At 73.3% G+C, this 18,376-nt stretch carries 15 protein-coding genes; all 15 read right to left on the bottom strand.

Annotation, left to right across the window (positions count from 1 at the left end; translation table 11 throughout):
* Positions 1-40: 40 nt before the first annotated feature.
* Positions 41-424 carry a hypothetical protein gene (locus AC3WT4_RS08445; RefSeq protein WP_400110918.1) on the bottom strand — a complete coding sequence of 128 codons (384 nt, stop codon included), beginning with the start codon at positions 422-424 and terminating at the stop codon, positions 41-43.
* A gap of 355 nt (positions 425-779) precedes the next feature.
* Positions 780-1,784 carry a polyprenyl synthetase family protein gene (locus AC3WT4_RS08440; RefSeq protein WP_492315229.1) on the bottom strand — a complete coding sequence of 335 codons (1,005 nt, stop codon included), beginning with the start codon at positions 1,782-1,784 and terminating at the stop codon, positions 780-782.
* Positions 1,785-1,849: 65 nt separating this feature from the next.
* Positions 1,850-3,631, bottom strand: a complete 1,782-nt coding sequence (nuoN, locus tag AC3WT4_RS08435) for an NADH-quinone oxidoreductase subunit NuoN (RefSeq protein WP_074808832.1) — start codon at positions 3,629-3,631, stop codon at positions 1,850-1,852.
* Positions 3,628-5,295: an NADH-quinone oxidoreductase subunit M gene (locus AC3WT4_RS08430; RefSeq protein ID WP_074808830.1), complete on the bottom strand. Its 1,668-nt coding sequence runs from the start codon at positions 5,293-5,295 to the stop codon at positions 3,628-3,630. Before AC3WT4_RS08430 ends, nuoN begins: the two co-directional genes overlap by 4 nt.
* A 13-nt stretch (positions 5,296-5,308) precedes the next feature.
* Positions 5,309-7,339 carry an NADH-quinone oxidoreductase subunit L gene (nuoL, locus tag AC3WT4_RS08425; RefSeq protein WP_492315228.1) on the bottom strand — a complete coding sequence of 677 codons (2,031 nt, stop codon included), beginning with the start codon at positions 7,337-7,339 and terminating at the stop codon, positions 5,309-5,311.
* A 13-nt stretch (positions 7,340-7,352) separates the two neighbouring features.
* The gene (gene nuoK, locus AC3WT4_RS08420) at positions 7,353-7,652 is read right to left on the bottom strand and encodes an NADH-quinone oxidoreductase subunit NuoK (protein ID WP_074808829.1); all 300 of its coding nucleotides are present in this window, start codon (positions 7,650-7,652) and stop codon (positions 7,353-7,355) included.
* Positions 7,652-8,578 (bottom strand): NADH-quinone oxidoreductase subunit J, encoded by a 927-nt coding sequence (locus AC3WT4_RS08415; RefSeq protein WP_492315306.1) that lies wholly within the window; start codon positions 8,576-8,578, stop codon positions 7,652-7,654. The genes nuoK and AC3WT4_RS08415 overlap by 1 nt, the downstream gene beginning before the upstream one ends.
* Entirely contained in the window at positions 8,578-9,309 is a 732-nt protein-coding gene (gene nuoI / locus AC3WT4_RS08410; protein ID WP_074808827.1) for an NADH-quinone oxidoreductase subunit NuoI, read from the bottom strand. Before nuoI ends, AC3WT4_RS08415 begins: the two co-directional genes overlap by 1 nt.
* Positions 9,302-10,717 (bottom strand): NADH-quinone oxidoreductase subunit NuoH, encoded by a 1,416-nt coding sequence (gene nuoH / locus AC3WT4_RS08405; RefSeq protein WP_074808826.1) that lies wholly within the window; start codon positions 10,715-10,717, stop codon positions 9,302-9,304. The genes nuoI and nuoH overlap by 8 nt, the downstream gene beginning before the upstream one ends.
* Complete coding sequence (locus AC3WT4_RS08400; RefSeq protein ID WP_400110925.1) at positions 10,714-13,398, bottom strand: NADH-quinone oxidoreductase subunit G; 2,685 nt, start codon at positions 13,396-13,398, stop codon at positions 10,714-10,716. The genes nuoH and AC3WT4_RS08400 overlap by 4 nt, the downstream gene beginning before the upstream one ends.
* Positions 13,398-14,765 carry an NADH-quinone oxidoreductase subunit NuoF gene (gene nuoF, locus AC3WT4_RS08395; RefSeq protein WP_459254858.1) on the bottom strand — a complete coding sequence of 456 codons (1,368 nt, stop codon included), beginning with the start codon at positions 14,763-14,765 and terminating at the stop codon, positions 13,398-13,400. Before nuoF ends, AC3WT4_RS08400 begins: the two co-directional genes overlap by 1 nt.
* Entirely contained in the window at positions 14,762-15,646 is an 885-nt protein-coding gene (nuoE, locus tag AC3WT4_RS08390; RefSeq protein ID WP_074808820.1) for an NADH-quinone oxidoreductase subunit NuoE, read from the bottom strand. Before nuoE ends, nuoF begins: the two co-directional genes overlap by 4 nt.
* Complete coding sequence (locus tag AC3WT4_RS08385) at positions 15,643-17,022, bottom strand: NADH-quinone oxidoreductase subunit D (RefSeq protein WP_074808817.1); 1,380 nt, start codon at positions 17,020-17,022, stop codon at positions 15,643-15,645. The genes nuoE and AC3WT4_RS08385 overlap by 4 nt, the downstream gene beginning before the upstream one ends.
* Positions 17,019-17,795, bottom strand: coding sequence for an NADH-quinone oxidoreductase subunit C (locus AC3WT4_RS08380; RefSeq protein ID WP_083385238.1), 777 nt, complete (start codon positions 17,793-17,795; stop codon positions 17,019-17,021). Before AC3WT4_RS08380 ends, AC3WT4_RS08385 begins: the two co-directional genes overlap by 4 nt.
* The gene (locus AC3WT4_RS08375) at positions 17,792-18,343 is read right to left on the bottom strand and encodes a NuoB/complex I 20 kDa subunit family protein (protein WP_021481794.1); all 552 of its coding nucleotides are present in this window, start codon (positions 18,341-18,343) and stop codon (positions 17,792-17,794) included. The genes AC3WT4_RS08380 and AC3WT4_RS08375 overlap by 4 nt, the downstream gene beginning before the upstream one ends.
* Between the last annotated feature and the right edge of the window lie 33 nt (positions 18,344-18,376).

The following is an 18,376-nucleotide window of genomic DNA, read 5'->3' as shown; positions in this document are numbered from 1 at the left end:
GTGCTGTCCGAGGTGGGGCGCGGTCCGCGCTGGTACCACGTCATGGTGTTCGTGCTCCCGATGGTCGTCTCGATCCGCGCCGAGCCGCCCGGCCGGCCGTCGACGCGGGACCCGGCGTCGCCGCGCTCGTCCGTCGCCGCGTCGTGCACGCGCCCGCGGAACGCGTCCCCCTCGTGTCGGCCGGGACCTTCGCCCCCGCCGGGAGCCTCGCCTGCCGGTCGAGCTCGAGGTGCGCGACGTCCACGGTCGAGGCGGTCCCGGTGACGGCCTCCTCGAAGAGCACGCGGGCTGCGTCCTGCTGCACCTCGAGCCGATCGCTGCCCGCGTCGGGCGTGCGGTCCGTCGGCGGGGGCTCGTCGTCGAACCGCCCCGGCAGGCCGGCGGACGTCCTCGTCTCCCGCACGCCCGAGTCGTCGGTGCTCATGGACGCGACGGGACGGCGGTGCTCACGCAGGCGCGCCAGGAAACCCACAAGTCCTCCGAGGAGCCGGATCGGGAGGCGATCGGTGCCCTTCAACCGGCCCCCTCGATCACGCACTTGCCAGGCGGCCCCACCGATCGCGCAACCGAGGATAACGGGAGGGCGAGTGAGATCCGCCACCCGTCCCATGGGGAGAACTCCCCTCTCAGACCGCGCGCCCCGGCTCTCCGGACGCCGCTCGCCGTCCCGCCTGGCGCACCCCGCCGGGCCGGACGGGTGTTCCGGGCAACCGGCCCGGGCACCGGGGCGGCCCCACGGGCAGGACGCCCGGCGCCGGAAAGTTCACCCCGTCGAGGGGTCAGGCGGCGCGGTCCGCCAGGGCCTCCGCGAAGGAGCGCAGCGCGTCGCTCACCGGCCCGGCGGGCAGCGCGTCGAGCTCGTCGACCGCGGAGCGGGCCCACCGGACGGCGAGCGCGCGCGTCTCGGCGAGCACCTCGTGCCGGCGCAGCGCCGCGACGGCGGCCGCGAGCGCGGCGTCGTCGGTCAGGTCGGAGTCGAGCAGCGCGACGAGCGCCGCGTCGTCCTCCGTCGCGGTCCCCTGGGCGATGCGCGCGCGCAGCAGGAGGACCGGCATCGTCGGGACCTTCTCGCGCAGGTCGGTGCCGGGCGTCTTGCCCGACTCGTCGCCGGAGGACGCGAGGTCCAGGACGTCGTCGGCGAGCTGGAAGGCGACCCCCAGCCGCTCGCCGTACGCCGCGACCGTCTCGACGACGTCGGCCGGGCAGCCGGCGAACATCGCGCCGAGCCGCGCGGACGTCGACAGGAGCGACGCCGTCTTGTCCGCGAGGACCTCGAGGTAGTGCTCGACGGGGTCGTCGCCCTCCCCCGGTCCGGTGGTCTCGTGGAGCTGGCCGAGGCAGAGCCGCTCGAACGTGCGGGCCTGGATGAGCACGGCCTCCGGGCCGAGCGCCGCGACCGTCGACGCGGCGCGCGCGAACAGCAGGTCACCGACCATGATCGCGACGGAGTTCCCCCACACCGCGTGCGCGGACGGCGCACCGCGCCGCACGGGCGCGGAGTCCATGACGTCGTCGTGGTAGAGCGACGCGAGGTGCGTGAGCTCGACGACGACGGCCGCCTCCGCGACCTCGGGCCGTGCCCCGTCCCCGAGCTCGGCCGCGAGCAGCGTGAGCAGGGGGCGCAGGCGCTTGCCCCCGGCGTTGACGAGGTGCCGCGACGCCGTGTCCGCGAGCGGGTCGGCGTGCGCGACGGCGGCCCGGAGCCGGGTCTCGACCTCCGCCAGGCGCTCGGTGAGCGCGACCGCGAGCTCGGGGTCCGAGATCGGGATCGCGGTGGTCGTCACGGGAGCGGTCCGCTCACGCGGACCACGGGGCCCGGCGGGCGCGGAGGGGACGGGAGGCACGGAGGTCACGGGACGAACTTAACCGCCTCGGCCGCCAGATCGAGAACCGGGGAGGGGAACACACCGAGGAGGAGCACCCCGATCGCGCACACCGCGATCGCCACGGTCGTCGGTCCGGTCGACCGCACGACGGTCACGCCGGTGCCCTCCGAGGCGTCCGCGCCGCCGTCCGCCGCGTCGCTCACGCCGCCGGACGGCGCCGTGAAGAACATCAGGACGATGAGACGGACGTAGAAGAACACCGCCACGGCCGAGGCGAGCACTCCGACCACCGCGAGCACCCAGGTGGAGCCGCCGCCCTGCCCGTCGGGGCCGGCGATCGCCGCGCCGAACGCGGTGAACTTGGCCACGAACCCGGCCGTCAGCGGGATGCCCGCCATGGAGAGCAGGAAGAGCGAGAAGACGCCCGCGAGCCAGGGGCTGCGTCGCCCCAGCCCTGCCCACTGGGCGAGGTGCGTCGCCTCGCCGAGCACGGCGACGGGCTCCCGCGACGAGCCGTCCGTGACGTTGTCCGCCGCGTCCGAGCCGTCGGCTCCCCCGGCGCCCGCCCCGACGGTCGCGGGCACCCGCTCGCGCACGGGGGCCGTCTCGCGGACGAGCGTGACGACCGCGAAGGCGCCGACCGTCGCGAGGCCGTAGACGAGGAGGTAGAACACCGTCGCCCGCAGCGAGAGCTGGGAGAACCCGAGGACACCGACGAGGATGAACCCCGCGTGGGCGATCGACGAGTACGCGAGGAGCCGCTTGACGTCGGTCTGCACGGCACCGACGACGGTCCCGACGACCATGGTGAGCAGCGTGACGATCCACAGCGCGACGAACAGGTCCTCGCGCGTGGCCGGCGACGACTGCGCGAGGCCGAGGCTCACGACGTACAGCACGCGCAGGAGCGCGCCGAACGCCGCCGCCTTGGTGCACGCCGCCATGAAGCCCGTGATCGGTGTCGGGGCCCCCTGGTAGACGTCGGGGGTCCACGAGTGGAACGGCGCCGCGCCGATCTTGAAGAGCAGCCCCGCGAGGATGAGCAGGGCCCCGACGACGACGAGACCCGGCATGGTCGCGAGCGGGCCCTCGGGCGTCGCGAGCGCGCGGTACACCTCGACGAGGTCCACCGAGCCGGCGAACCCGTAGACGAGGGCGACGCCGAACACGAACAGCGCGGACGCGAACGCGCCGAGCAGGAAGTACTTGAACGACGCCTCCTGGGACAGCAGGCGCCGACGCCGGGACATCGCGGACAGCACGTACAGCGGGAGCGAGAGCACCTCGAGCGCGACGAACATCACGAGCAGGTTCCCCGTGGCGGGGAAGATCATCATGCCGCCGACGGCGAACAGCACGAGCGGGTAGACCTCGGTCTGCTCGAGCCCCTTGCGCCGCGTGAGGTCCTCGTACGGCGAGCCGGGGACGGCGGCCGCGGACGGCGCGAACGCGTCCTGGCCGGTCGACGTCCGGTCGGCGATCACGAGGATCGCGAGGAACGCGAGCAGCACGACGATCCCCTGGACCGCGAGCCCGAAGGGGTCGATGACCATCGACCCGCCGAGCACCCGCACGCCGTAGGCGGCGCCGTCCGTGCCCTGGACGGCGGGGTCGCGCCACAGCACGACGACGAACGCGAGCGCCACGGCCGTCGCCAGCAGGGCCAGGACGACCTGCACCGTGCGCCGGACGCGCGCCGGGACGAACGCCTCGACGAGCACGCCGACGACGCCGGCGCCGAGCACGACGAGGACCGGGGCGAGGTACAGCCAGTCGACCGTGGGGGCCACGAAGGAGTCGTTCACGACTCGCTCCCTTCGTCGGAGCTACGAGTGACGGACGTGCCCTGGCCCGAGGAGACCTGCTCGGTCCCCGCGGCGAACGGGTCGGAGCGCGGCGGGTCCTCGACGCCCGCGACCGCGAGGTCGGAGAGCGTCACCTCCGCGGGCTCGCGCACGAGGTCGAGCGCGGGTGCCGGGTAGAACCCGAGGACGAGGAGGGCGACCAGCAGCGGCGCGACGACCCACTTCTCGCGCGCGCCCAGGTCAGGGAGCTGTTCCAGCCCCTCGCGCGTGCCGCCCGTGAAGACCCGCTGGTAGGTGAGGAGCACGTAGAGCGCGGCGAGCACGACGCCGAGCACCGCGACGAGCGCGGCCCACGGGCTGCGCGCGAACGTCCCGACGAGGACCATGATCTCGCTGACGAACGTCGACAGGCCCGGCAGCGACAGCGCGGACAGGCCGGCCACGAGGAACGTGCCCGCGAGCACCGGGACGACCTTCTGGAGGCCGCCGTAGTCCGCGATGCGCTGCGACCGCTCGGGGTGCCGCGCGACGAGGAAGCCCGCGAGGAGGAACAGCGCCCCGGTCGAGATGCCGTGGTTCACCATGTAGAGCGACGCGCCGGACACGCTGAGCGACGTGAACGCGAAGATGCCGAGCACGATGAACCCGAAGTGCGACACCGACGTGTAGGCGATGAGGCGCATGAGGTCGCTCTGCCCGATCGCCATGAGCGCGCCGTAGAGGATCGACACCACGGCGAGCACGACGACGACAGGCGCCGCCCACCTGCTCGCGTTCGGGAACAGCGGCAGGCACAGCGTGAGCATCCCGAACGTGCCCACCTTGTCCAGGACGCCGACGAGCAGCGTGGACGTCCCGGCGGGCGCGTGCTGCGCGGCGTCGGGCAGCCAGGTGTGCACGGGGAAGAGCGGCGCCTTGATGGCGAAGGCGAGGAAGAAGCCGAGGAACAGCAGCCGCTCGATCGTCACCGGCATCGGGTTCTCCGCGAAGTACCCCACGAGGTTCGCCGTGAGGAACGCGTCCTCGGGCCGCGCGCCCGTGGCCGGGTCGATCGGCACCTGCACGTAGAGCGCGATGACGGCCGCGAGCATGATGAGGCCGCCCGCGAGCGAGAACAGCAGGAACTTCACGGCGGCGTAGCGCCGCCGTGCCCCGACGCCGAACCCGCCGATCATGAAGTAGACCGGGATCAGCATGGCCTCGAACAGCACGTAGAAGAGGAACACGTCGCGCGCGACGAACACCGCGACCATGAACGCCTCGAGCAGCAGCACGAGCGCGAGGTAGTGGCGCAGGCGGCGGACGTCGCCGTCCTGCTCCTTCCACGCGGCGAGCACGACGAGCGGGACCAGCAGCACCGAGAGCGCGACGAGCGCGAGCGCGACGCCGTCGGCGCCCACCGCGTAGCTCGCCCCGATCTGCGGGATCCAGCGGTACGTCTCGGCGAGCTGGTGGGTGCCCGCCGCCGACGTGTCGAACGCGGTGAACGCGCCGACGAGCAGGCCGAGCTCGACGAGCGCCGCGCCGAGCGCGATGCCGCGCACGGCACGCAGCGCGCCGGCACCGACGCCGCGCGTGCGGGCGGCGGCCGTGAGCCACACCGCCGCGGCACCCACCAGGGGCCAGGCGATGAGCAGGGACAACCAGGGGACGGAGGTGGTCATGGGTGTCTTCCTCTCAGCTCGCGGAGCCGGTGGTCAGGGCGAGGACGACGGCGACGACGACCACGAGGCCGCCGAGCATCGTCGCGCCGTACGAGCGCACGTAGCCGTTCTGCCAGCCGCGGAGCCACTCCCCCACCTTGCCGACGAGGCCCGCCAGGCCCATCCAGCCGCCGTCGACCATCTCCTTGTCGGCGTAGACGAGCGAGCGCGTGAGGTACTGGCCGGGGCGCATGAACACGGTCTCGTTGACGTCGTCCTGGTACAGGTCGCGCCGGGCCGCGCGCGTGAGCACCGAGCCGCGCGGGGCGCGGACCGGGACGCTCGACATCGCGTACTGGCGCCACGCGAGGGCCGCGCCAGCGAGGACGAGCAGGAGCGTCAGGGCGATGAGCGACCAGACGGGCAGCACCGGCTCGTGGTGCTCGGCGTGCCCCGTGACGGGCTCGAGCCACGTGACGAAGCGCGAGCCCGCTGCGAGGACGCCGCCCAGGGCCACCGACCCGACGGCGAGCACGATCATCGGCCACGTCATGAGACGCGGGGACTCGTGCGGGTGCTGGACGGGACCGTCCTGCGGGCCGAGGCCGTCCACGGAGCCGCTGCCGTCGTTCCAGCGACGGCGTCCGGAGAACGTCATGAAGAACAGGCGCGACATGTAGAACGCGGTGATGCCCGCGCCGAGGAGCGCGACGCCGCCGAAGACCCAGGCCCGCCACGGCTCGCCGTCGACGGGGACGAAGGCGGCCTCGATGATCTTGTCCTTGCTCCAGAAGCCCGAGAACGGCGGGATCCCGAGGATCGCGAGCCAGCCCATCATGAACGTGATCCACGTGACCTTCATGTACCGGGCCAGGCCACCGAAGCGGCGCATGTCGACCTGGTCGTCCATGCCGTGCATGACCGACCCGGCACCGAGGAACATGCCGGCCTTGAAGAAGCCGTGCGTCACGAGGTGGAAGATCGCGAACGCGTAGCCGATCGGGCCGAGCCCGGCGGCGAGGATCATGTAGCCGATCTGCGACATGGTCGACGCGGCGAGCGCCTTCTTGATGTCGTCCTTCGCGCAGCCGACGATCGCCCCGAAGAGCAGCGTCACCGCACCGACGATCACCACGACGAGCTGCGCCGTCGGCGCGCCCTCGAAGATCGGCGCGGACCGCACGACGAGGTAGACGCCCGCCGTGACCATGGTGGCCGCGTGGATGAGGGCGGAGACCGGCGTCGGGCCGGCCATCGCGTCCCCGAGCCACGCCTGGAGCGGGAACTGCGCGGACTTGCCGCACGCCGCGAGCAGGAGCGCGAGGCCCGTCGCCGTGAGCAGCGCGGTCGAGGCCTCCGGCACGCGAGCGAACACGGTGCTGAAGTCGAGCGCGCCGAACGTCGCGAACATGAGCATGAGCGCGACGATGAGACCGATGTCGCCCACGCGGTTCATGACGAACGCCTTCTTCGCCGCGACCGCGTACGCCCGGTTGTGGTTCCAGAACCCGATGAGCAGGTACGACGCGAGGCCCACGCCCTCCCAGCCGACGAACAGCAGGAGGAACGAGTCGGCGAGGACGAGGACGAGCATCGCCGCGACGAACAGGTTGAGGTACGCGAAGAACCGGCGTCGGTCGCGGTCGTGCGCCATGTAGGCGACCGCGTAGACGTGGATGAGCGTGCCCACGAACGTCACGAGGAGCACGAACGTCAGGGACAGCGGGTCGATCCGCAGGCCGACGGCGAGGTCGAGCCCGCCGGACGCGATCCAGTCGAACAGGCGGTAGTCCACGACGCGCTCGTCGACCGGGAGGCCCAGCATCGACACGAAGAGGACCAGGCCCACGACGAACGCCGCGGCGGACATGAGCACGCCGAACCAGGCGCCCCAGCGGTCGCTGCGGCGGCCCGCGAGCAGCAGGACGGCCGCCCCGACGAGCGGGAGCAGCACGAGCAGCGGTGCGGCGAGGAACGCGCCGGGGACCGTCTCGGTCGCGGGCACGACGTCGGTCGCGGTCAGCAGTCCGCCCGCCGACGGCAGGGCGGGAAGGAGCATCGTCATCGGTGCCGGCCCCTCAGCTCTTGAGCAGGTTGACGTCGTCGACCGAGGCGGACCGACGGGTGCGGAAGATGGACACGATGATCGCGAGGCCGACGACGACCTCCGCCGCCGCGACCACCATGACGAAGAACGCGAGGACCTGGCCGGTCACGTCGCCGTGCATGCGGGCGAACGTGACGAACGCGAGGTTGGTCGCGTTGAGCATGAGCTCGACGCCCATGAACACGATGATCGCGTTGCGGCGCAGCAGGACCGTCGCGGCGCCGATCGCGAAGAGGATCGAGGCCAGCACGAGGTAGTGGGTGAGCTCCATCAGTCCTCTCCTCCCGGGGTCGCGCCGGGCACGCGGGACCGGCCCGGGTCGTCGGGACCCGCGACGTCGCCGGCGGGCGGCTCGCCCTCGGGCTGCTCGGCCGTCGCGGCCTGCACCACGCGCTCGTTCGCGTCCTGGGCCCGCAGCGCCGGCAGGGCGCGGTGCGGCTCGTGCTCGACGAGCACGTCGCGCTCGGCCTCGAGGATCGTGCCGGCCGAGCGCTCCTGGCCGCGGATCCGCAGGATGCGGGACACCGACTCCTCGATGGGCCGGCCCTGCGGGTCGAGGGCCGGCGTGTCCATCGCGTTGTTCTGCGCGTAGACGCCGGGCGCGGCGAGCGGCGTGAGTCGGCCGCCCGACGGCAGTGCCGCGACCTTCGCGTCCGCCTGCTCGCGCTGGCCGACCTTCGGGGTGAGCCGGCGCCGGTGCGTGAGCACGAGCGCCGAGACCGCGGCGGTGATGAGCAGGATGCCCACGACCTCCATCGCGAACACGTAGTCCGCGAAGAGCACGCGCGCGAGCGCCGTCGGGTTCGTCACCGCGTTCGCGGCCTCGAGGCCGACCGCGGGCGGGAACGCCGCCTGCGAGACGACGCCGACCAGCACGGCCCCGAGCCCCAGCCCGAGCAGCACGCCGATCCAGCGCTGGCCGCGGATCGTCTCGACGAGCGAGTCCGACGCGTCGACGCCGACGAGCATGAGCACGAAGAGGAAGAGCATCATCACGGCGCCCGTGTAGACGACCACCTGGACGACGCCGAGGAACGACGCCTCCTGCGCGATGTAGAGGATCGCGAGGTCGACCATGACGAACATGACCGCGATGGCGGCGTGCACCGCCTTGCGTGCGAAGAGCAGCGAGAGCGCCGCGAGCACCATGAGAGGGGCGAGTACCCAGAACAGGACCGCCTCGCCGCCGCCCCCGATCACCGCGCGCCCTTCCGGGCCGACGGACGGGCGGACCGCCCGGACGGCTGCGTGACCCGCCGGACCTCCGGCTCGCGGCCCGCCTGCTCCGGCGGGAGCGTCGGGTCGTCCGGCCGGTGCTCGCGCACCCACTCCACCTGCTCGGCCACCGGGCCGCTCACCTCCCCGCGGTAGTACTCGGTGTCCGACGTCCCGGGCACCATCGGGTGCGGCGCGGCGAGCATGCCCTCGCGCAGCGGCGCGAGGAGGTCCTGCTTCTCCCAGATCATGCCCTCGCGCGTCGGCCCGGCGAGCTCGTACTCGTTGGTCATCGTCAGCGCGCGCGTCGGGCACGCCTCGATGCACAGCCCGCAGAAGATGCAGCGCAGGTAGTTGATCTGGTAGACGCGGCCGTACCGCTCGCCGGGCGACATGTGGCCGCCGTCGGGGAGGTCGGCGTTGTCCGCGCCCTCGACGTAGATCGCGTCCGCCGGGCACGCCCACGCGCACAGCTCGCACCCGATGCACTTCTCCAGCCCGTCGGGGTACCGGTTGAGCTGGTGCCGGCCGTGGTAGCGCGGCTTGGGCGGCACCTTCTGGCGCGGGTACTGCTCCGTCACGGTCGGCCGGAACATCGAGGAGAAGGTCACGCCGAACCCGGCGACGGGCGCGACGAGCTCGCGCAGGCCCTTCGCCTGCGGGCGGCGGACCTCGTACTCGCCCGGCCGGTCCGGCTTCTGGTCGTCAGCCACGGTCGACCTCCTTGTCGTGCGGTGTGTCGCGGGGAGCACCGGCACCCGGTGCGGCGGGCGCCCGGGCGGTGCCCGCGTCGTCGGGCACGAGGGCCCGACGGCGCGGCGAGGGCGGGAGCGACTGGCCGGGCAGCGGCGGGACGGGGAAGCCGCCGGCGAACGCGTCGAACGGCTCGGGCGCGGCGCCCGCGGCGCGCGGAGCCGCCCCGGGCGGCGCCTTCTTCTCGGGCCAGAACCAGACGACGACCACCACCACGAGGGCTATCGCGACCGCGATCCCGATGAACACGCGCAGGTCCACGTCGAGGAACTGGCGCACGGCCTGGGCGACGGCGAGCAGCACGAGCCACGCGAGCGCGAAGGGGATGAGGACCTTCCAGCCGAAGCGCATGAACTGGTCGTAGCGCAGGCGCAGCAGCGTGCCGCGCACCCACACGAAGAAGAACATGACGGCCCAGACCTTGACGAGGAACCAGAGGATGGGCCACCAGCCCTCGTTGAACATCCCGTCGTTGATCGCCGAGAGCGGCCACGGCGCGCGCCACCCGCCGAGGAACAGCGTCGTCGCGACCGCGGAGACGTTGAGCATGTTGATGTACTCCGCGAGGAAGAACCACGCGAACTTCATCGACGAGTACTCGGTCATGTACCCCGACACGAGCTCGCCCTCGGCCTCGGGGAGGTCGAACGGGAGGCGGTTCGTCTCGCCGACCATGGAGATCACGTAGATGACGAACGCCGGCAGGAGCGGGAGGAACCACCACAGCTGCGTCTGCGAGTCGACGATGCGCGAGGTCGACATCGACCCCGCCATGAGGAAGACGGAGACGAGCGACAGGCCCATCGCGAGCTCGTAGCTGATGACCTGGGCCGTCGAGCGGACCGACCCGAGCAGCGGGTACGTCGAGCCGGACGACCAGCCGCCGAGCACGATCCCGTACACGCCGAGCGACGCGCACGCGAGGATGTAGAGCGTCGCGACCGGGAAGTCGGTGAGCTGGGCGGGCGTCACGTAGTCCGTGAACGGGATCTGCACCTCGGGCCCGAACGGGATCACCGCGAACACGAGGAGCGCGCAGAACACGGAGATCATCGGCGCGAGCAGGTAGACGAACTTGTCGGCCGCCTTGACGGTGATGTCCTCCTTGAGCAGGAGCTTCATCGCGTCGGCGAGCGACTGGAGCAGGCCGAACGGGCCGTGCCAGTTCGGGCCGGGCCGCACCTGCATGCGGGCGACGACCTTGCGCTCGAACCAGATCGCGAACAGCACGCTCGTCAGCAGGAACACGAGGATGAGGACGGCCTTGACGAGGTACGTCCAGCCGTTGTCCTGCGAGAAGTTCGCCGTGATGCCGGGCACCGCCGGCGTCTCGGTGGCCAGCGCGTGGAGCGCGTGCAGGCCGCTCATGCGCCCTCCCCTCCGTCGGTGGTCCCCGGCTCGAGCCGGACGAGGTCGCCCGGCACCGCGCCGAGCGTGGCGTGCACGGACGACCCCGGCGAGCGCAGCGGCAGCCACACCACGTGGTCGACCATGTCGGTCACCACCACGGGGAGCGTGACCGCGCCCCGGTCGGTGACGACCCGCACGAGCTCGCCGTCGAACACGTCGACCGCGGCGGCCGTCGCCGCGGACAGCCGCGCCACGGGGCGCTTGGCGGTGCCGGCGAGGTAGCGCTCGCCGTCCTGGCCGCGCGCGTCGTCGAGCAGGAGGCGCCAGCTCGCGAGGACCGCGGTCCCCGGCGCGACGGCGGGCGGCTCGGTCGCGTCGACCGTGGGCGCCGCGGCGCGCGCGCCGTCCCACGCGCCGTCGCCCACGAGCTGCTCGAGCTCGGCGCGCACGGCCTCCAGCGTCGGCAGGCCGAGCGGGGCGCCGGCGGCGTCCGCGAGCGCGTCGAGCACGCGGTGGTCGGGCATCGCGGTCGAGGCGAGCGCGGCCGGGAACGGGCGCACGCGCCCCTCCCAGCTGACGAACGCCCCGGCCCGCTCCACGGGCGGCGCGACGGGGAGCACGACGTCGGCGAGCTCCGTCACCGCCGAGCGCCGCACCTCGAGCGAGACGACGACGTCCGCCGCCTCGAGCGCGCGGCGCGCGTGCACCGGGTCGGGCAGGTCGTCGAGCTCGAGCCCGCCCACGAGGACGCCCGCGAGCTGGCCGACCGAGAGCGCGTCGAGCATCTCCCCCAGGTCGCGGCCCGGGGCCGTGGGCAGCCCCGCGGGGTGGTCCTCGGTCGTCGCCGCGCCCCACACGGTCGCGACGTCCACGCGGGCCGCGGCGTCGGCGACCGGGCGGCCGCCCGGCAGGAGGTTGGGCAGCGTGCCCGCCTCGACGCCGCCCCGCTCGCCTGCTCGGCGCGGGACCCAGGCGACGCGCGCGCCCGTCGCGGCGACCGCGCGCAGCAGCGCGCTGTAGCCGCCGGGCGTCGCAGCGAGCCGCTCCCCCACGAGGACGACCGCGCCCGGCTGCCGGAGCGCGTCGCTCGCGTCGGCGAGGACGTCGTCGGTGCCGCTCGCCTCGTCGAGCGTGCGGACCCGGTCGCCCGCGGCGATGCCGTCGAGCCACTCCGCCTCGGTGCCCGGGGCGGCGGGGAGCAGCGTGCCGTGCATGCGCTGCACGCCGCGCGACGCGAACGGCGCCACGGAGAACACACGGACCTGGTGCCGCAGCGCGCCCTTGCGCAGGCGCAGGAACGCGACGCCCGCCTCCTCCTCGGCCTCGAGGCCGACGAGCAGGACCGCGGGCGCCTTCTCGAGGTCGGGGAAGGTCACGCCGAGTCCGGTGCCGGCGACGGCGTGCGCGAGGAAGTCCGCCTCCTCCGCGCTGTGCGCGCGGGCCCGGTGGTCGACGTCGTTGGTGCGCAGCCACGTGCGCGCGAGCTTGGCGTACGCGTACGCGTCCTCGACCGTGAGCCGCCCGCCCGGCAGGACGCCGACCCCGCCCGCGTCGCGGGCCCGGGTCAGGGCGTCGGCCGCGACCTCGAGCGCCTCGGCCCACGAGGCCGGGCGCAGCTCGCCGCGCGTCACCGTGCCGTCCGGCGCGACCTCGCGGTCGCGCACGAGCGGGTGGGTGAGGCGGTCCGGTGCGGACTGCCACGTGAAGGCGAAGCGGTCCCGGTCGGTGATCCACTCCTCGTTGACGAGCGGGTCCTGGCCGGCGAGACGGCGCAGCACGACGCCCCGGCGATGGTCGACGCGGATCGCCGACCCGGACGAGTCGTGCTCGGCGACCGACGGCGTCGAGACCAGGTCGAACGGGCGCGACCGGAAGCGGTACGCCGCTCCCGTCAGCGCGCCGACCGGGCAGATCTGCACGGTGTTGCCGGAGAAGTACGACGCGAACGGGAGTCCGGCCTCGTCCTCCAGCGCCAGGCCCACCGGGCGGTCGCCGGGCGCCTCGCCCGCGGGGGGCGCGAAGTCGAGCACGGCCTCGTCGAAGCGGCCGATCTGCTGCGCGGCGCCGCGCTTCTGCAGGTCGATGAACGCGTCGCCCGCGATCTCCTGCGAGAAGCGGGTGCACCGCTGGCACAGGACGCAGCGCTCGCGGTCGAGCAGGATCGTCGTCGAGACGGCGATCGGCTTCGGGAACGTGCGCTTGACGTCGACGAACCGGCTCGTCGCGCGCCCGTTGCTCATCGCCTGGTTCTGCAGGGGGCACTCGCCGCCCTTGTCGCACACCGGGCAGTCGAGCGGGTGGTTGATGAGCAGCAGCTCCATGATCCCGTGCTGCGCCTTGTCGGCGACCGGGCTCGTGCGCTGGGTCTTCACCACCATGCCCGGCGTCGCCTCGAGCGTGCACGACGCCTGCGGCTTGGGCATGGGTCGCACGTTGCCCTCGCGGTCGGGCGCCGCGACCTCGACGAGGCACTGGCGGCACGCCCCGGCGGGCTCGAGCAGCGGGTGGTCGCAGAACCGCGGGATCTGGATCCCGATCTGCTCGGCCGCGCGGATCACGAGCGTGCCCTTGGGCACCGACATCTCGATGTCGTCGATCGTGAACGTCACCTGGTCCGCGGGGGCCGGGGGCTTGGCCGCGCCGCCCGAGGGCGCGACGGCCGAGGAGCCGGTGCCCGGGGCGGGGGTCGTGGTCGTCATCAGTGCACTCCTGCCGTCAGGACGCGGGCCGGGCGGGGCGTGTAGTCGAAGAGCGCCGAGGCCGCCGGGTCGAACGGGCAGCGGTGCTCCGTGATGTGCGCCTCGTACTCGTCGCGGAACAGCGCGATGCTGCTCGTGACGGGCGACGTGGCGCCGTCGCCGAGCGCGCAGAACGCGCGGCCCAGGATGTTGTCGCACGTGTCGAGGAGCAGGTCGAGGTCGGCCTCCGTGCCCTGGCCCGCCTCGATGCGCGCCAGCACCTGCTTCATCCAGTACGTGCCCTCGCGGCACGGCGTGCACTTGCCGCACGACTCGTGCGCGTAGAAGTCGGTCCACCGGCTCACGGCCCGCACGACGCAGGTCGTCTCGTCGAAGAGCTGGAGCGCGCGCGTGCCGAGCATCGAGCCCGCCGCCGCGACCGACTCGTAGTCGAGCGGGGTGTCGAGGTGCGCGTCGGTGAACAGCGGCGTCGACGAGCCGCCCGGCGTCCAGAACTTCAGCGCCTTGCCCCCGCGCATCCCGCCCGCGAGGTCGAGCAGCTCGCGAAGCGTCGTGCCGAGCGGAGCCTCGTACTGCCCCGGCCGCGTCACGTGCCCGGAGAGCGAGAAGAGGCCGACGCCGGCCGAGCGCTCCGTGCCCATCGACGTGAACCAGTCCGCGCCGCGCGCGACGATCGAGGGCACGCTCGCGATCGACTCGACGTTGTTCACGACCGTCGGCCGCGCGTACAGGCCCGCGACCGCGGGGAACGGCGGCTTGAGCCGCGGCTGCCCGCGGCGGCCCTCGAGCGAGTCGAGCAGCGCCGTCTCCTCGCCGCAGATGTACGCGCCGGCCCCGGCGTGGACCGTGACGTCGAGGTCGAAGCCCGACCCGAGCACGTCCTTGCCGAGGTAGCCCGCCTCGTACGCCTCCTCGACCGCGCGCAGCAGGCGGCGGTACACGTGCAGCACCTCGCCGCGCACGTAGATGAACGCGTGGTCGCACCCGATCGCGTACGACGTGATCGCCACGCCCTCGACGAGCGCCTGCGGGCTCGCGAGCATGAGCGGGATGTCCTTGCACGTGCCCGGCTCGGACTCGTCCGCGTTGACGACGAGGTAGCGCGGGCCGCCGTCGGGCGCGGGCAGGAAGCCCCACTTCATGCCCGTGGGGAACCCCGCGCCGCCGCGGCCGCGCAGGCCCGACGCCTTGACCGTCGCGACGACGTCGCCGGGCTCCTGCCCGAGCGCCGCGCGCAGGCCCGCGTAGCCGCCGCGGTCCAGGTACGACGCGAGCGTCCAGGACCGGTCCGCGTCCCACGTGTCCGACAGGACCGGGGTCAGCGGGTCCGGTGCCGGGCGGGTCTCGGTGCTCTGCTGCTCGCTCATGCGTCCGCTCCCTTCGACGGGTCGGGCTTCGTGCCGGGCGACTCGGCCTTGCCGCCGGGGTCGACGTCGGCGTCGGTCGTCGGCTTCCGCTCGGCGCTCGACTGCGCCTCGCCGGCGTCGGGCGCACCGCCGGCGGGGGCGCCGCCGTCCGGGGCCGCCTCGGCGTCCGTCTCACCGGTCGGGGCGGTCCAGCCGTGCTCACGCGCCAGCCGCAGGCCCGCGAGGGTGGGCTCGCCCGCGCCGACGCCCTCGTCGGCGCGGCCGTCGGTGAAGCCGGCGAGCACGCGGCTCATCTGCTTGAACGTGCACACGCTCGCCGCGCCGCGCGTCGGGGCGACGGCCTCGCCGGCGCGGAGCCGGTCCACGACGTCCGTCGCGCTGCCGGGGGTCTGGTTGTCGAAGAACTCCCAGTTGACCATCATCACGGGCGCGTAGTCGCAGGCCGCGTTGCACTCCACGCGCTCGAGCGTGATCGCGCCGTCCTCGGTGGTCTCGTCGTGCCCGACGCCGAGGTGCTCCGACAGCTCGTCGAAGATCGCGTCGCCGCCCATGATCGCGCACAGGGTGTTCGTGCAGACGCCCACGGTGTAGGTGCCGTTGGGGTGGCGCTTGTACTGGGTGTAGAACGTCGCGACGGCGGAGACCTCCGCCGCGGTGAGGCCGAGCTGCTCCGCGCAGAACAGGATGCCGTCGCGCGACACGTAGCCGTCCTCGGACTGCACGAGGTGCAGCATCGGCAGCAGCGCGGAGCGGGACTCGGGGTAGCGCGCGACGATCTGCGCGGCGTCGGCGGCGAGCCGCGCCGTCGTCTCCGCGTCGTACCCGGGGCGCGCCCGCCCGGCGGGCGTCCCGTCCGTCGCAGGTCCGGCGTCGATGGTCATCGGTCCACCCCTCCCAGCACGGGGTCCAGGGACGCCACCGCGACCACGACGTCGGCCACCTGGCCGCCCTCGCACATCGCCGCCACGGCCTGGAGGTTGTTGAACGACGGGTCGCGGAAGTGCGCCCGGTAGGGGCGCGTGCCGCCGTCGGACACGAGGTGCACCCCGAGCTCGCCGCGCGGGTGCTCCACGGTCTGCCACGCCTGCCCCACGGGGACCCGGAAGCCCTCGGTGACGAGCTTGAAGTGGTGGATCAGGGCCTCCATCGAGGAGCCCATGATCTCCTTGATGTGCTCGAGCGAGTTGCCCTGGCCGTCGCTCCCGATCGCGAGCTGCGCGGGCCACGCGATCTTGCGGTCGCCCACCATGACGGGCTGGCCCGCCGTCGCCTCGAGGCGGTCGAGGCACTGCGCGACGATGTGCAGCGACTGATAGCACTCCTCGAGCCGCAGCACGACGCGGTCGTAGCAGTCGGCGCCCGTCGCGGTCGGGACGTCGAAGTCGTACGTCTCGTAGCCGCAGTACGGGTCGGACTTGCGCACGTCGTACGGGTGGCCCGTCGAGCGCAGCACCGGGCCCGTGACGCCGAGCGCCATGCAGCCCGCGAGGTTGAGGTGCCCGACCCCGACGAGGCGCCCCTTGAAGATGGGGTTCGCGAGCATGAGGTCGCCGAGCTGGCCGAGGTAGCGGCGCACGAGCGGGTCCGCCCGACGCACCTGCTCGACGAGGTCCGGCGGCACGTCCTGCGCGACGCCGCCCGGGCGCACGTACGCGTGGTTCATGCGCAGCCCCGTGACCGCCTCGAAGATCCGCAGGATCTCCTCGCGCGCGGTGAACGCGATGGTCATGACGGTCGTCGCGCCCATCTCGTTGCCGCCCGTGCCGAGGCACACGAGGTGGGACGCGATGCGGTTGAGCTCCATCATCAGCACGCGGATGACGCTCGCCCGCTCGGGCACGTCGTCCGTGATGCCGAGGAGCTTCTCGACCGCGAGGCAGTACGCCGTCTCCTGGAACAGCGGCGCGAGGTAGTCCATGCGGGTGCAGAACGTGACGCCCTGCGTCCACGTCCGGAACTCCATGTTCTTCTCGATGCCGGTGTGCAGGTAGCCGATGCCGCAGCGCGCCTCGGTGACCGTCTCGCCGTCGATCTCGAGCATGAGGCGGAGCACGCCGTGCGTCGACGGGTGCTGCGGGCCCATGTTGACGACGATGCGCTCCTCGCCGAGCGCGGCGGCCGCGACGGCGCTCTCCGCGATCTCGGCCCAGTCGCCGCCGGACGCCTCGAAGCTCGGGACGCCGGGATCGAAGTCGCCGACGGGCGGCCGGGTGGCGTGCGGGGCGCCGCCGGGGGCGCCGGTGGTGTGCGTGCTCACGAGTACGACCTCCTCGTGTCGGGCGGGGGCACGGTCGCGCCCTTGTACTCGACGGGGATCCCGCCGAGCGGGTAGTCCTTGCGCTGCGGGTGGCCCGGCCAGTCGTCGGGCATCTCGATGCGCGCGAGCGACGGGTGGCCGTCGAAGACGATGCCGAAGAAGTCCCACGTCTCGCGCTCGTGCCAGTCGTTCGTCGGGTAGACGGACGTCGTGGACGGCACGTGCGGGTCCGCGTCGGGCACCGCCACCTCGAGCCGCAGCCGCCGGCCGTGGGTGATCGAGGTCAGGTGGTAGACGGCGTGCAGCTCGCGGCCGACGTCGTGCGGGAAGTGCACGCCGCTCACGCCCAGGCTCAGCTCGAAGCGCAGGTCCTGGTCGTCGCGCAGCGCGCGGCACACCTCGACGAGGTGGTCGCGGTGCACGTGCAGCGTCAGCTCGGCGTGCGCGCCGGGCGGGTCGACGACGACGCGCTCGACCGCGGCGTCGAACGCGACGCCGGAGGCCTCGAGCACCTCGGCGAGGACGTCCACGACCTCGTCGAACCAGCCGCCGTAGGGGCGCGCGCTCGCGCCCGGCATCGCGACGGGCTGCACCAGGCCGCCGTAGCCGGACGTGTCGCCCGAGCCGTGGACGCCGAACATGCCCTCGCGGACCTCGACGACCTCGAGCGTGCGGGGCGCCCCGGCACCGGTCACGAGGTCGGCAGACCGGGGGCCGTTCACCTCCTCCGGCTGCGGCACCGGCGTGCCGGCGCCGCTCTTCTCGTCCGTCACCGCAGCAGCCCCTTCATCTGGAACGTGGGCGTCGCCTCGAGCGCCGCCGCCTCGGCGGCGCGCGCCGCCTCCTTGCGGTTCACGCCGAGCGGCTCGTGCTGGATCTGGTCGTGCAGCGCGAGGATCGCGTTGATGAGCATCTCCGGCCGCGGCGGGCAGCCGGGCAGGTAGATGTCGACCGGGACGACGTGGTCGACGCCCTGCACGATCGCGTAGTTGTTGAACATGCCGCCGCTCGACGCGCACACGCCCATGGACAGGACCCACTTGGGCTCGCTCATCTGGTCGTAGACCTGCCGCACGACCGGCGCCATCTTCTGGCTCACGCGCCCGGCCACGATCATGAGGTCCGCCTGGCGCGGCGACGCGCGGAAGACCTCCATGCCGAAGCGCGACAGGTCGAACCGCGACGCGCCCGCCGCCATCATCTCGATGGCGCAGCACGCGAGGCCGAACGTCACGGGCCACAGCGACGCCTTGCGCAGGTACCCCGCGAGGTCCTCGATCGTGGTGAGCAAGAAGCCCGAGGGAGCTTCCTCGATCCCCATGGTGTCTCTCCTAGTTCTCTCGCCGGTGCCCGC

Source organism: Cellulosimicrobium sp. EB106-03-01-XG111 (assembly GCF_058792115.1).
This window is presented reverse-complemented; position numbering and strand designations above follow the sequence as displayed.

Excerpts from the sequence above, each read along its gene's own strand:
- nuoH (WP_074808826.1), bottom strand. The coding sequence starts at position 10,717 with ATGAGCGGCCTGCACGCGCTCCACGCGCTGGCCACCGAGACGCCGGCG.
- AC3WT4_RS08445 (WP_400110918.1), bottom strand. The coding sequence starts at position 424 with ATGAGCACCGACGACTCGGGCGTGCGGGAGACGAGGACGTCCGCCGGC.
- nuoL (WP_492315228.1), bottom strand. The coding sequence starts at position 7,339 with ATGACGATGCTCCTTCCCGCCCTGCCGTCGGCGGGCGGACTGCTGACC.
- nuoE (WP_074808820.1), bottom strand. The coding sequence starts at position 15,646 with ATGACCATCGACGCCGGACCTGCGACGGACGGGACGCCCGCCGGGCGG.
- AC3WT4_RS08375 (WP_021481794.1), bottom strand. The coding sequence starts at position 18,343 with ATGGGGATCGAGGAAGCTCCCTCGGGCTTCTTGCTCACCACGATCGAG.
- nuoK (WP_074808829.1), bottom strand. The coding sequence starts at position 7,652 with ATGGAGCTCACCCACTACCTCGTGCTGGCCTCGATCCTCTTCGCGATC.
- nuoF (WP_459254858.1), bottom strand. The coding sequence starts at position 14,765 with ATGAGCGAGCAGCAGAGCACCGAGACCCGCCCGGCACCGGACCCGCTG.
- AC3WT4_RS08400 (WP_400110925.1), bottom strand. The coding sequence starts at position 13,398 with ATGACGACCACGACCCCCGCCCCGGGCACCGGCTCCTCGGCCGTCGCG.
- AC3WT4_RS08430 (WP_074808830.1), bottom strand. The coding sequence starts at position 5,295 with ATGACCACCTCCGTCCCCTGGTTGTCCCTGCTCATCGCCTGGCCCCTG.